At 70.8% G+C, this 12,590-nt stretch carries 12 protein-coding genes; 7 read left to right on the forward strand and 5 right to left on the reverse strand.

What is annotated here, in order from left to right:
- The 4 genes from sucB to R4P08_RS11680 all read left to right on the forward strand — a co-directional run.
- Nucleotides 1-1,247: 2-oxoglutarate dehydrogenase, E2 component, dihydrolipoamide succinyltransferase (gene sucB, locus R4P08_RS11665; RefSeq protein ID WP_317814023.1), on the forward strand; the 1,247-nt coding region annotated here is incomplete at its 5' end.
- A gap of 84 nt (nucleotides 1,248-1,331) precedes the next feature.
- Nucleotides 1,332-2,009 carry a lipoyl(octanoyl) transferase LipB gene (gene lipB, locus R4P08_RS11670; RefSeq protein ID WP_317814024.1) on the forward strand — a complete coding sequence of 226 codons (678 nt, stop codon included), beginning with the start codon at nucleotides 1,332-1,334 and terminating at the stop codon, nucleotides 2,007-2,009.
- A gap of 21 nt (nucleotides 2,010-2,030) precedes the next feature.
- Nucleotides 2,031-3,041, forward strand: coding sequence for a lipoyl synthase (gene lipA / locus R4P08_RS11675; protein WP_317814025.1), 1,011 nt, complete (start codon nucleotides 2,031-2,033; stop codon nucleotides 3,039-3,041).
- 105 nt (nucleotides 3,042-3,146) lie between these two features.
- The gene (locus R4P08_RS11680; protein ID WP_317814026.1) at nucleotides 3,147-3,905 is read left to right on the forward strand and encodes a DUF4191 domain-containing protein; all 759 of its coding nucleotides are present in this window, start codon (nucleotides 3,147-3,149) and stop codon (nucleotides 3,903-3,905) included.
- A gap of 9 nt (nucleotides 3,906-3,914) precedes the next feature.
- Here the strand turns inward: R4P08_RS11680 and R4P08_RS11685 are convergent, their stop codons facing one another.
- Complete coding sequence (locus tag R4P08_RS11685; RefSeq protein ID WP_317814027.1) at nucleotides 3,915-4,403, reverse strand: RDD family protein; 489 nt, start codon at nucleotides 4,401-4,403, stop codon at nucleotides 3,915-3,917.
- 217 nt (nucleotides 4,404-4,620) lie between these two features.
- On the opposite strand from R4P08_RS11685, the gene glnA reads away from it, so the two are divergent.
- The 3 genes from glnA (at nucleotide 4,621) to R4P08_RS11700 (ending at nucleotide 7,445) form a co-directional block, all read left to right on the forward strand.
- Nucleotides 4,621-6,054, forward strand: a complete 1,434-nt coding sequence (glnA, locus tag R4P08_RS11690; RefSeq protein WP_317814028.1) for a type I glutamate--ammonia ligase — start codon at nucleotides 4,621-4,623, stop codon at nucleotides 6,052-6,054.
- A gap of 126 nt (nucleotides 6,055-6,180) precedes the next feature.
- Nucleotides 6,181-6,606, forward strand: coding sequence for a hypothetical protein (locus tag R4P08_RS11695; RefSeq protein WP_317814029.1), 426 nt, complete (start codon nucleotides 6,181-6,183; stop codon nucleotides 6,604-6,606).
- A 29-nt stretch (nucleotides 6,607-6,635) separates the two neighbouring features.
- Nucleotides 6,636-7,445 (forward strand): DUF1206 domain-containing protein, encoded by an 810-nt coding sequence (locus R4P08_RS11700; protein ID WP_317814030.1) that lies wholly within the window; start codon nucleotides 6,636-6,638, stop codon nucleotides 7,443-7,445.
- 43 nt (nucleotides 7,446-7,488) lie between these two features.
- Here R4P08_RS11700 and R4P08_RS11705 read toward each other — a convergent pair whose 3' ends face one another.
- The 4 genes from R4P08_RS11705 to R4P08_RS11720 form a co-directional block, all read right to left on the reverse strand.
- On the reverse strand, nucleotides 7,489-8,085 hold the full coding sequence (locus R4P08_RS11705; protein ID WP_317814031.1) for a DUF732 domain-containing protein: 597 nt from the start codon (nucleotides 8,083-8,085) through the stop codon (nucleotides 7,489-7,491).
- Nucleotides 8,086-8,100: 15 nt separating this feature from the next.
- On the reverse strand, nucleotides 8,101-9,066 hold the full coding sequence (locus R4P08_RS11710) for an endonuclease/exonuclease/phosphatase family protein (RefSeq protein ID WP_317814032.1): 966 nt from the start codon (nucleotides 9,064-9,066) through the stop codon (nucleotides 8,101-8,103).
- Entirely contained in the window at nucleotides 9,063-9,428 is a 366-nt protein-coding gene (locus tag R4P08_RS11715; protein WP_317814033.1) for a hypothetical protein, read from the reverse strand. Before R4P08_RS11715 ends, R4P08_RS11710 begins: the two co-directional genes overlap by 4 nt.
- Before the next feature lie 70 nt (nucleotides 9,429-9,498).
- Nucleotides 9,499-12,588, reverse strand: coding sequence for a bifunctional [glutamine synthetase] adenylyltransferase/[glutamine synthetase]-adenylyl-L-tyrosine phosphorylase (locus tag R4P08_RS11720; protein ID WP_317814034.1), 3,090 nt, complete (start codon nucleotides 12,586-12,588; stop codon nucleotides 9,499-9,501).
- Nucleotides 12,589-12,590 lie beyond the last annotated feature (2 nt).

The following is a 12,590-nucleotide window of genomic DNA, read 5'->3' on the forward strand; positions in this document are numbered from 1 at the left end:
TCGCCGTCATCGGCGACGGCGCCGCATCCGACGACGACGAGCCCGCCGACGAGCCCGAGGACACGTCCTCCGACGACTCCGCAGGCCAGGAGGACGACTCGGCCGGTGAGTCCGCCGAGAAGAAGGCCGAGGAGCGCAAGGCGGCCGAGAAGAAGGCGGCCGAGGAGAAGGCTTCGGACGAGCCCGCCAAGGCTGCTGCCAAGACGGAGAAGCCCGCGAAGGCGGAGAAGACCGAGAAGTCGGACGAGCAGGACTCTTCCGGCGACATTCCGAAGCGGGCCGAGCCCGCGGCTGCCGCCAAGGCCGGCACCTCCCCGTACGTCACCCCCCTGGTGCGCAAGCTCGCCCAGGAGCACGGCGTGGACCTCGACTCGGTCAAGGGCACGGGCATCGGCGGACGCATCCGCAAGCAGGATGTCCTCGCCGCAGCCGAGGGCGGCGGCGACAGTGGTTCCGAGGCCCCCGCGGAGAAGAAGCCCTCTGTCGGCGGTCCGTCCGCTGCCGGGGTGCGGCCCGAGCTGGCGGAGCTGCGGGGCACCACCAAGAAGGCCAACCGGATCCGCAAGATCACGGCCAAGAAGACGCGCGAGTCGCTGCAGACCAGCGCCCAGCTCACTCAGGTCTTCGAGGTGGACATGACCCGCGTCGCGCACCTGCGGGCACAGTCCAAGGAGCAGTTCGCCGACAAGCACGGCGTCAAGCTCACCTACCTGCCGTTCTATGCCAAGGCGGTGGTCGAGGCCCTGGTCTCGCACCCGAACGTCAACGCGTCCTACAACGAGGACTCCAACGAGATCACCTACCACGGCTCGGTGAACCTCGGCATCGCCGTGGACACCGAGGCGGGTCTGCTCTCCCCGGTGATCCAGAACGCACAGGACCTGGACATCCCGGGGCTGGCCAAGGCGATCATCGACCTGGCCGAGCGCGCGCGGTCGTCCAAGCTCACCCCGGACGACCTCCAGGGCGGCACGTTCACCATCACCAACATCGGCAGCGAGGGGGCCTTGTTCGACACCCCGATCCTCGTCCCGCCGCAGGCGGCGATGCTGGGAACCGGTGCGATCGTGCGCCGTCCCGTGGTGGACGCCGATGCCGACGGCGAGTCGATCGCCATCCGGTCGATGGGCTTCCTGCCGATGACCTACGACCACCGGCTCATCGACGGTGCGGACGCCGGGCGCTTCCTCACCACGGTCAAGGACCGGCTGCAGAAGGCCGAGTTCGAGGGTGACCTCGGGCTGTAGTCCCGCACCTCGACATCACGGGCGTCCTCCCCCTGGGAGGGCGCCCGTCGTCGTCGGAGGACGGTTCGGCCTAATCTGGACGGCATGCCCCACCACGGTCAGACCTTGCGCCGCGATCCTGCCGAGCCGGAGATCCGCCGCCTCGGCACAGTCGAGTACACGCCCACCTGGGACCTGCAGCGCACGCTCGCCGAGGAGCGGGCCGAGGGCCTGCGCGGGGACACGATCCTGCTGCTGGAGCACCCGGCCACGTACACCGCCGGCAAGCGCACCGAACCGTCGGACCGGCCGGACGACGGCACCCCGGTGATCGATGTGGACCGGGGCGGGCGGATCACCTGGCACGGTCCGGGACAGCTAGTCGGGTACCCGATCATCGCGCTGTCGGACCCGATCGACGTGATCGAGTACGTCCGTCGCGTGGAGCAGGCCCTCATCGCCACGTGCGCCCGACTCGGTGTGGACGTCGGCCGGGTCGAGGGCCGCTCCGGGGTCTGGTGCGCGGCCTCGGACGGCAGGCCCGAGCGCAAGATCGCCGCGATCGGCATCCGCGTCCAGCGCGGGGTGACCATGCACGGCTTCGCCCTCAACTGCGACTGTGATCTGGGTGCGTACTCGCGGATCGTCCCGTGCGGGATCGTCGACGCGGGTGTCACCTCGCTCTCGGCCGAACTCGGCCGGGATGTGCCGGTGTCGGAGGTCCTCGACCAGGTCACCTCCGACATGGTGGAGGCGCTCGACGGGCGTCTACCCCTGGTATGAATGCCGCGTAGGCTGGCGGCCGTGACTGTGACTCCGGAAGGCCGCAAGCTGCTCCGTATCGAGGCGCGCAACGCCGAGACGCCGATCGAACGTAAGCCGTCGTGGATCAAGACCAGGGCCACGATGGGCCCGGAGTACAAGGAACTGAAGAGCCTCGTCAAGACCGGCGGACTGCACACGGTGTGCGAGGAGGCCGGCTGCCCCAACATCTACGAATGCTGGGAGGACCGCGAGGCCACGTTCCTCATCGGCGGCGAGCAGTGCACGCGCCGTTGCGACTTCTGTCAGATCGCCACCGGTAAGCCCAGCGCCCTCGACCGCGACGAGCCGCGACGGGTGGCGGAGTCCGTCCGGGAGATGGGTCTGCGGTACTCGACCATCACCGGCGTGGCCCGCGACGACCTCGACGACGGCGGAGCGTGGCTGTACGCGGAGACGGTCCGCAAGATCCACGAACTCAACCCCAACACCGGCGTGGAGAACCTGATCCCCGACTTCAACGGGGAGCCGGACCAGCTCGCCGAGGTGTTCGAGTCGCGACCCGAGGTCCTGGCGCACAACGTGGAGACGGTGCCCCGGATCTTCAAGCGCATCCGCCCGGCCTTCCGCTTCGACCGGTCGCTGGGCGTTATCCGCGCCGCCCGCGACTTCGGTCTGGTCACCAAGTCAAACCTCATCCTCGGGATGGGCGAGACCACCGACGAGATCGTCGACGCGATGCGCGACCTGCACTCCGCCGGCTGCGACATCCTCACCATCACGCAATACCTGCGCCCCAGCCCGCTGCACCACCCGATCGACCGCTGGGTCAAGCCCGAGGAGTTCGCCGACCTGTCCGACCAGGCCCGCGAGATGGGCTTCGCCGGGGTCATGGCCGGTCCCCTGGTCCGGTCCTCGTACCGCGCCGGTCGCCTCTACGCGGAGGCGCTCGAGCACCGGGGCCAGCAGTTGCCGGGGCACCTCGAGCAGCTCACCTCCGGGGGCCCCGCCTCCCAGGAGGCCTCCAGCCTGATGGCGCGGCTCCAGGGCTGAGACCCAGGCGGATCCGGGGCGGATCCGGGCGCATCTGCGTCCGGGGTACCCCTTCGGCGAACCGCGGTTCCCGAACCGTCGCCTCTGCCACGTATCCTGATGGGCATGGCAAAGAGCGAGGTCAGCAAGGCGGACAAGAAGACGGCCCGGGCCGCACGGCGGCAGGCGGCCAAGCAGCAGCGCGGCCAGATGTGGGAGGCCCTGAAGATCCAGTCCAAGCAGGACAAACTCCTGTGGCCGCTGATGATCGGTGCCGTGGTCCTCTCGGCCGTCGTCTTCTTCCTCATCGGTTCCCTGTGGGGCGGCGAATGGTGGATGCTCCCCCTGGGCGTGCTCACCGGCCTGATGCTGGCGATGGTCATCTTCTCGCGGCGCGTCCAGAACACCGTGTTCGCCAAGGCCGAGGGTCAGCCCGGCGCCGCGGCGTGGGCCCTGGACCAGCTCCGCTCCGGCTGGCGGGTCAACCAGGCTGTTGCCGCCACCACCAGCTTCGACGCGGTTCACCGCGTGGTCGGTCGCTGCGGCATCGTCCTCGTGGGCGAGGGCCAGCCGCACCGGCTCAAGCCGCTCATGCTGCAGGAGAAGAAGAAGGCCGCGCGGGTGGTCGGCGACACTCCGATCTATGAGCTGATCGTGGGAGACGAGCAGGACGCGTCACCGGAGCAGGTGCCGCTGCGCAAGCTCAACCGTCGGCTCACGCGATACCCGATGAACATCAGCCGCGCCAAGGTCGACGCACTGGACTCCCGTCTCCGGGCACTGGGCACCAAGACCGGCATCCAGAACCAGATGCCCAAGGGACCGCTCCCCCAGGGCGCGAAGGTCCGGAACATGCAGCGCAGCGCGCGCCGTCGCAGCAGCTGATCCAGCGCCCTAGCGGGTGCGGATGAGCGCTGTACCCGTGGCGCGGTCGTGCATGCCGCGGCCGTCCTCGTCCTGGATGAGCGGCGGCAGCAGGAAGAAGATGAAGGCGACCCGGACCAGGGCACGAGGCACGCCCACCCGCTCGTCGGCGTCGATCCGGGCGGTCCCGATCCCGAACAGTGCCTGGCCGGGCGTCTGGGCGAAGAGCCAGACACACACCACGCCGATCACGCCCCAGACCAGCGGGACCGCCCAGCTCGCCACCCCCGCGAGCGACTCGCCGCCCAGCAGTCCGGGGCTCCCGAGCGTCACGACGAGGCCGATGATCCCGTAGGCCAGGAACCAGTCGACCAGCAATGCGCCGAAGCGGACCCCCAGCGGCGCCAGAGAGCCCTCGCCGTGCCTGGGCAGGCCCAGCCGCTCGCCCTTGAAGCTCTGTTCGGGCGCGTCCCCGGGCGAGGTCGGTCCGGACAGCCATGATCCCGCTACTTCACGCATGATCCCAGGGTAGCCGGGGCCGTGTCATTCCCCATGTCAACGATCCCCCTCTCCGGGTGACTAAGCTGTCCCCACTGGGAGGGCACCACCCGGCCCGTCGCGTAACACCACCGAAACACTCGGTTGACGGCCGGGCAACACCACCCCAATACCGTGAGGTCATCGCACGGCGGGGGACAACAGTTCCCCGCCGCCAAGAGAGACGAGGAGCGACACCGTGGCATTCTCCACTCCGGACGAGGTCATCAAGTACATCAAGGACGAGGCCGTCGAGTACGTCGATATCCGGTTCACCGACATGCCGGGTAACGAGCAGCACTTCACGATCGCCGCCGCCGCGTTCGACGAGGACATGTTCGAGGACGGCCTGGCTTTCGACGGCTCCTCGATCCGCGGATTCCAGTCGATCCACGAGTCCGACATGATGCTCCTGCCCGACGTCTCCACGGCCCGCATCGACCAGTTCCGCAGGGCCAAGACCCTCAACATCAGCTGCTTCGTGCATGACCCGTTCACCCGTGAGGCCTACAGCCGCGACCCCCGCAACGTCGCCCGCAAGGCCGAGGAGTACTTGCTCTCCACCGGGATCGCCGACACCTGCTTCTTCGGTGCCGAGGCCGAGTTCTTCGTCTTCGACTCCGTTCGCTACGGCTCGGGCACCAACCACGGCTTCTACGAGGTCGACTCGTCCGCCGGTCACTGGAACACGGGCGCCGCGGCCGAGGCCGACGGATCCCCGAACCTCGGCTACAAGGTCCGCCCCAAGGGCGGCTACTTCCCCGTGGCCCCGTACGACCACTTCGTGGACCTGCGCGACGAGATGTCCACCAACCTCACCAACGCCGGCTTCGAGCTCGAGCGCCTCCACCACGAGGTGGGCGGCGGCCAGCAGGAGATCAACTACAAGTTCAACACGCTGCTGCATGCCGCTGACGACATCCAGCTGTTCAAGTACATCGTCAAGAACACCGCGTGGAAGAACGGCAAGTCCGCCACCTTCATGCCCAAGCCCCTCTTCGGTGACAACGGCTCGGGCATGCACGCCCACCAGTCGCTGTGGAAGGACGGCAAGCCGCTGTTCCACGACGAGTCGGGCTACGCCGGTCTGTCGGACATCGCGCGGTACTACATCGGCGGCATCCTGCACCACGCCCCGTCGCTGCTGGCGTTCACCAACCCGACGATCAACTCGTACCACCGGCTGGTCCCCGGCTACGAGGCCCCGATCAACCTCGTCTACTCGCAGCGCAACCGCTCCGCCTGTGTGCGCATCCCGATCACGGGCAACAACCCCAAGGCCAAGCGCATCGAGTTCCGCTGCCCCGACTCCTCGGGCAACCCGTACTTCGCGTTCGCCGCGATGATGATGGCGGGCCTGGACGGCGTCAAGAACAAGATCGAGCCGCACGCGCCGGTGGACAAGGACCTCTACGAGCTCCCGCCGGAGGAGGCCGCGGACATCCCGCAGGCCCCCACCTCCCTGCCCGCGGTGATCGACCGCCTCGAGCAGGACCATGAGTACCTCACCGCTGGTGGCGTGTTCACCGAGGACCTCATCGAGAACTGGATCTCGTACAAGCGGGAGAAGGAGATCGCCCCGCTGAACCTCCGCCCGCACCCGCACGAGTTCGAGCTCTACTACGACTGCTGAGCCCGTACCCCTGTAATCGGTGAACGCCCCGGCCATCGCGGCCGGGGCGTTTACCGTTGGGCCAGGTGCCACACGCCACACGCCACAGGGCGGGACAGGGCGTGAGAGCGAAAGGGCCGGGGTCTGATGGACGCAGACGGGATGGACGCAGACGGGTTCGATTTCCGGAGTTCCTCCCCGCGGGCGAGGCCGCTCAAGGTGGTCGCCGCGGCCCTGGACCCCGAGCACGAACCGGGGATCGCCGCGGAGGGCGAGGGTTACCCCGTTCTGCTCAAGTTGTCCCGGGTGCTCGACCCGGAAGAGGCGCGGTTGATCCTCGAACGCAACCCCTTCCTCCACGCCACTGCCGGCTCACGCAAGCTCATCGCCATGGACACCTCCGTCGAGACCCTCCTCGAGCAGAAGGACCGGCTCCAACTGCTCCTCGCGGAGGTGGAGGCCGACGCACTGGCCCTGCTGGCCCGCCGCCGCTCGGAGGAGCACCGCGCGGCCGAACAACGCGCCGCGGAGCTCCGGCGGCGCAACGACGTCCTGGGCGAGATCGATTGGTGAGTAGGCGAGGACGTGGGAGAGTTCTTCAGATGACCTCCTCGCACCGTTCACGCTCCGTCGAAGGCGCCGCCCACTCGGCCGCCGACCACCCCGCCCTCGAGTGGCTCGCGCGCGCGGGCTTCATCATGAGCGGCGTCGTGCACCTCCTGATCGGCTGGATCGCCATCCGGATCGCGGTGGGCTCAGGAGGACAGGAGGCCTCCAACTCGGGCGCCCTCGCCCAGATCGCCTCGGCGCCCGGCGGCCAGTTCCTGCTCTGGGCGGGAGCGGTGGCGTTCGTCGCCCTCGGACTCTGGCAGGTCGTCGAGGCGATCCTCGGCGCCGAGGAGACGTCCGACCGGGTCAAGGCCGCCGCCAAGGCCGTCGTCTACGTCGTGCTCGGGATCACCACGGCCCGGTTCGCCTCCGGGGGCTCGAGCTCGGATTCCCAGTCCGCCTCGGACACCACCGCCGGTCTGCTGGGTTCGGGGGCGGGCAAGGTCGCCCTCGTCGTGGCCGGCCTGGTGGTGATCGGCGTCGGCGGCTACCACGTCTACAAGGGCGCCACCAAGAAGTTCGTCGAGGATCTCAAGCGGACCGGCGGGGGCAACGTCGGGCGGGCCATGATCGTGGCGGGACAGTCGGGCTACATCGCCAAGGGCGCCGCGCTGGTGATCCTGGGTGGCCTCATCATCGCGGCCGTCGTGACCGCCGACCCCGAGAAGGCCGGTGGACTGGACGCCGCACTGCGGACGGTCGGCGAGCAGCCCTTCGGTCAGGTGCTCCTCATCGCCACCGGCGTCGGCATCGCGCTGTACGGAATCTACTCCTTCGGGCGGGCCAGGTACGCCCGGATGTGAGACGCCGGCACGTAACACTCCGAACAACCGCCGGGTCCGGAGATCAACCGAGCTTGGGGAAGAACTGCGGGCAGTAGGTCCCCACGGCCGCACCCAGGAAGAAGCCCTGCTGCTCGGGGCCGAGGCGGCCGTACTCCCCGAGCCAGCCCGACACCTCGTCCATCTGCTGCCCGCCGCCGAAGCGGCCACAGGCCTCCGCCGCCGTGGCCACCGGATCCACCCCCTCCGGGAGGACCACGTCCTGCCGTTGCAGCAGGCCGGCGAAGTCGCCGCCGCCGGGTGCGGGCGGCGCCGGCTCACCCGGCGCCGGGGGTGCGGGATCGCCGGGCAGGAGCTCCGGCGCGGGTTCCGCCACCGGCTCCCCCGGTACGGGCTCCCCGGGCATGGGCTCCGTCCCCGGCACCGGGGTCGCGGGCGGGGTCACCGGCCCGGAGGGCTTCTCTGGTCGCTCCTCGGCAAACGGGGTAGTCGTCCCGGCGGCGGCCGCGGGGGCCTCCGATGACACCTCGGACGCCTCCCCCTCGACCGTCGCCCCTCCACAACCCGCGAGCACCGCGGCCATCATGACGGCACCGATCGTGACGGGGCCGATCGTGACGAGGCCGAGGCCGGAGGCGGTCGATCGGATGCGTGATCTCATGGTGCGCATGGTAGGTCAACGGGCGCGGCCGGTGGGAAGTCGCACCGTCGCGAGCACGCCCAGATGATCGGTGTCCCCCACGTGGACGGTGCTGGTCTCCCCCACCGCCAGCGCTCCCCGGGCCAGGACATGGTCGATGCCGATGAGCGGCGGGAAACTCCTGTCCGCCGGCCACGTGGGCAGCCACCCGTCGCCCCCGCCGGAGACCGAATCGACGTAGCCGAGCCCACGCAGGTCGCGGAACCGGACGTGATCCCAGGTGGCGTTGAAGTCCCCGCCCACCACGACGGGAGCGGGACCCGCGAGCCCGCCGAGGTACGAGCGCAGGCGATCGGCCTCCTCGACGGCGACGGGGGCGTCGAAGACCGGGGCGGTCGGGTGCGCGGCCACGACTGTGACCGGGCCCGCCGGGCCGGCCAGGTCGGTGCGCAGCACCCCCTTGCTGAAGCCGGGGATCCGCTCGGGCGCCGAGAGCGGATACCGCGACCACACGGCCACCCCGGCGGCCTGCGGAGCGGCGGCCAGGGCCTCGTGCGGGAGTGCCTCGGCCAACCCCGCGGCCCGGAGCCCGTCGACCGCCTCCGGAGTGGTCTCCACGGTCAACAGCAGGTCTACGCCGCCCTCGCGGACGGCGCGGGCAACGTCCCCCGGGTCTGCTCGGCCGTACTCCAGGTTCTGCACCAGCACCCGCAGGGCGATGCCCTCGTCGTCGTCGACCCCACTGGCCGGCGCCACCAGGGGCCCGTACTGGACCACCCCCACCCCGACCAGCGCCACCGCGATCACCGACAGCGCCGCGGAGCGGGCGCGCAGCGCCGCGAGCAGCGCGATGACGGAGAACGCCGACGCCCAGAGCGCGAAGGACGCCAGCACCAGCACGATGCCGACCTCGGAGGTCGAATGGTGGAGGGCGATTCCCGCCGCGGCGATCAGGGAGCAGAGGACGGCCAGCGCCCTGGCGACCGGGCGGCGGCGCGTCACCGGAGGAACTTGCGCAGATCCCCCAGGGCGGCGATCACCCGGTCCAGGTCGTCGCCGTTCCGGACCATCGACCGGACCGTCTCGGCGACCGAGGCGATGGTCGGCGAGGACGAGGCCGACGGCGCCGTGGTGGGCGATACGGGCTGGCCCACGAGCGCACCGGCGGCGGACCGCGCCGACCCGGCACGCCGACGATCGGGGCCGACCTCCGCCTCGAAGCGGTCGCCCTTCTCGTCGGAACCGAGGCACCGCACGCGCTCGTCCGCGGGCACGCCGGCCGCGCGGACCGCGTCGACGAACTCGTACAGCTCGCCGTAGGTCACGCCGTCGAGGGTGAGGGTCAGGGTCATCGTCACAGCCATGCCCCCAGGGTATCGGCGCCGGTGCCCGCAGCGCATCGGTGACAACCCTGGCCCGCGCGGGCGGGCACCCCTAGATCTCGCCCCAGAACACGTGATCGACGGCTTTGCGGCCGTGGCGGGTGATCCGCAGGTACTCGTTGAGGAACTCCGCGCCGTCGGAGGACCCGGTGCAGATGCTCGCGACGGCGGCCAGGATCTTGCCCTGGCCGGGAAGCTGGTCCACCGCCTTGCCGCGCGCCAGCACCAGGGCGTTGCGGGTGTGCCCCGCCATGAGCCAGGACTGGACGAGCGCGTCCCGCTCGCCCTCGGACAGCAGCTCAGCGGAGGCCGCGGCCTCCAGCGCCTCCAGGGTCGAGGTGGTGTGCAGGCCCGGCACCCGCGCCGCGTGTTGCATGGTGAGCAGCTGCGCGCACCACTCCACGTCCGCCAGGCCGCCCCGCCCGAGTTTGGTGTGCGTGGCCGGGTCGGCGCCGCGCGGGAGCCGCTCCGAGTCGATCCGGGCCTTCATGCGCCGGATCTCCTGCACCACCTTGGGTGGCACACCCGCCTCCGGGTACCGGAACTCGTCGATCATGTGCAGGAAGTCCAGCCCCAGGTCGCGGTCCCCCGCCGCGAACGCCGCGCGCAGCAGCGCCTGCAGCTCCCACGTCTCGGCCCACTTGGCGTAGTAGGCGCGGTAGGACGCGAGCGTGCGGACGAGGGGTCCGTTGCGGCCCTCCGGCCGCAGGTCGGCGTCCAGGTCGAGCGGCGGATCCGACGACGGCGAGGCGAGCAGCTTGCCCACCCGTTCGGCCACCTGGATGGCCCACCGGACCGCCACGTCCTCGGCGGCCCCGTCGACCGGGTCGCACACGATCATCACGTCCGCGTCGCTGCTGTAGGACAGCTCGTCCCCGCCGAGCCGCCCCATCCCGATGTACGCGAGCCGCGCCGGCGGTTGCTGCCCCTCGGGGACCATGTCCCGGATCACGGCCGCCAGCGAGGCCTCGAGCACCGCGCGCCACACGGCAGAGAGGCGTTTGCCCACCTCGGGCACCGAGACCAACTGCAGCACATCGGCGGCGCCGATCCGCGCGAGCTCGGCCCGGCGCAACGACCGCGCGGCGGCGATGACCTTCTCCGGGGTCCGGTGCCGGGCAGCCGAGGCTGCCAGCGCGGAGGCGATGTCCGAGATCCGGGAGGCCACCAGGACCGGCCCCTCCGCCCCGTCCGTCAGGTCGGGGATCACCTCGGGGTTGCGCAGGAGGAGCTCGGAGACGAACGCCGAGGTACCCAGGACCGTCACCAGGCGGCGCGCGACGATGCTGTCGTCCCGCAGGATGCGCAGGAACCAGGTGACGTCCTGGTGCTCGTCGCACAGCTTGCGGTAGGCCAGCAGCCCGGCGTCCGGGTCCGGGGTGTCCGCGAGCCACTCCATGAACGTGGGCAGGAGGAGTGAGTGGATCCGGCCGCGTCGGTTGCTCTGTCCCGCGAGCGCACGGAGGTGGCCGAGAGCGTTGCGGGGGGACCCGAACCCCAGCGCCGCGAGCTGCCGCTCCATGGCCTCCGAGCTGAGGGACAGGGCCTCCGCGTCGTACGCGGCGATCGAATCCAGCAGGGGCCGGTAGAAGAGTTTGGAGTGGAGTCTGCGGACCCGGCGCCGGACCTGACGGAGTTGATCGAGCAGGACCTCGGCGGCGTCGAGCCGGCCACTCGGCCGGATGTGGGCGGCGCGGGCGAGCCAGCGGTACGCCTCCGCGTCGTCGTCCGCGGGGAGCAGGTGGGTGCGTTGCAGGCGCTGGAGCTGGAGCCGGTGTTCGAGCAGGCGCAGGAATTCGTAGGCCGCCACCAGATTGGCGCCGTCCTCGCGGGCGATGTAGCCGCCGGCCCGGAGCGCCGATAGCGCGTTCACCGTGCTGGTGACCCGCAGTTCCTCGTCGGTGCGGCCGTGCACCATCTGCAGCAGCTGGACCGCGAACTCCACGTCCCGCAGGCCCCCGCGACCGAGCTTGAGCTCGCGCTCGCGCAGCGTCTCGGGCACGTTCTCCTCGACGCGACGGCGCATGGCCTGGACGTCGTGGACGAAGTCGTCCCGCTCGGCCGCCGTCCACACCATCGGGTGCAGCGCGGCGTGGTACTCGTCTGCCAGCGCCATGTCACCGGTCATCGGCCGGGCCTTGAGCAGGGCCTGGAACTCCCAGGTCTTGGCCCAACGCTTGTAGTAGGCCTCGTGCGACTCGAGAGTCCGCACCAACTCGCCGGACTTGCCCTCCGGTCGGAGCCCCGCGTCCACCTCGAAGAAGGCCATCGAGCCGATGCGCATCATCTCCCCCGCCACGCGGCCGGTCTTGGCGTCCGCGGGCTCGGAGACAAAGATGACGTCGACGTCGGAGATGTAGTTCAGCTCCCGGGCGCCGCCCTTGCCCATGGCCACCACGCCCAGTCGGCCGGGCATCGGCGAATCCGGATACACCGTGGCCACGGCCACCGCCAGCGCCGCGGTGAGTGCCGCATCCGCGAGATCCGCCAACCGGCGGCCCACCTCGGCGAAGGGCAGCACCGGCTGGTCCTCGACCGTGGAGGCCAGGTCGTGCGCGGCCAGGAGGGCCACGTGGTGGCGGTACGCCGAGCGGAGGACGTTGATCGCGGCGCCGCCGACCACCGCGGCGCGATAGGTACCCACGCTGCCCAGGTCCTCCGCCTGGGTGGGCGCGGGCGCGCCCTCGACCTGCTCCTCGGGGACGGCCTCGACGGCCCCGAGCATGTCCGCCAGGACGTCCTCGCGGGACGGCAGCGGGCAGCGGAGCAGCGCCCAGCGGGCGGGGTCGGCGACCAGATGGTCCCCGAGCGCGCTGGACGACCCCAGCAGTCCGAGCAGCCGCCCTCTCAGCTGCAGATCCGTCCGGAGTGCGGTGTCCAGGGCTGCTTCCCCGGTCTCGCCCCCCGCTCGGGCAGCGGAACCGCTGGCGTCCGCGTGCGAGTCGGCGACCAACGCCTCGCGGAGCCGGACCAGGGCTCCGAGGGCCAGGTCCGGGTCGGGCGCGCGCGAGAGCGCCCACAGCAGATCAACCGCGTCCTCGTTGATCCAGCCCAGGTACTCCAGCCAGTCCCCCGCGCGATCGTCGAGCAGGCCGAGCCGGCCCGGGCTGGGGATCCTGGACCGCGAAGAACCGGTGCTCACCT

Source organism: Rhodococcus sp. IEGM 1408 (assembly GCF_033142235.1).
Lineage (GTDB): Bacteria > Actinomycetota > Actinomycetes > Mycobacteriales > Mycobacteriaceae > Dietzia.

What these genes read in the sequence shown, in the direction of transcription:
- R4P08_RS11685 (WP_317814027.1), bottom strand. Translation starts at nt 4,403, where the DNA reads ATGCGTGAAGTAGCGGGATCATGGCTGTCCGGACCGACCTCGCCCGGG.
- R4P08_RS11715 (WP_317814033.1), bottom strand. Translation starts at nt 9,428, where the DNA reads ATGGCTGTGACGATGACCCTGACCCTCACCCTCGACGGCGTGACCTAC.
- R4P08_RS11680 (WP_317814026.1), top strand. Translation starts at nt 3,147, where the DNA reads ATGGCAAAGAGCGAGGTCAGCAAGGCGGACAAGAAGACGGCCCGGGCC.
- R4P08_RS11695 (WP_317814029.1), top strand. Translation starts at nt 6,181, where the DNA reads ATGGACGCAGACGGGATGGACGCAGACGGGTTCGATTTCCGGAGTTCC.
- lipB (WP_317814024.1), top strand. Translation starts at nt 1,332, where the DNA reads ATGCCCCACCACGGTCAGACCTTGCGCCGCGATCCTGCCGAGCCGGAG.
- R4P08_RS11700 (WP_317814030.1), top strand. Translation starts at nt 6,636, where the DNA reads ATGACCTCCTCGCACCGTTCACGCTCCGTCGAAGGCGCCGCCCACTCG.
- R4P08_RS11705 (WP_317814031.1), bottom strand. Translation starts at nt 8,085, where the DNA reads ATGAGATCACGCATCCGATCGACCGCCTCCGGCCTCGGCCTCGTCACG.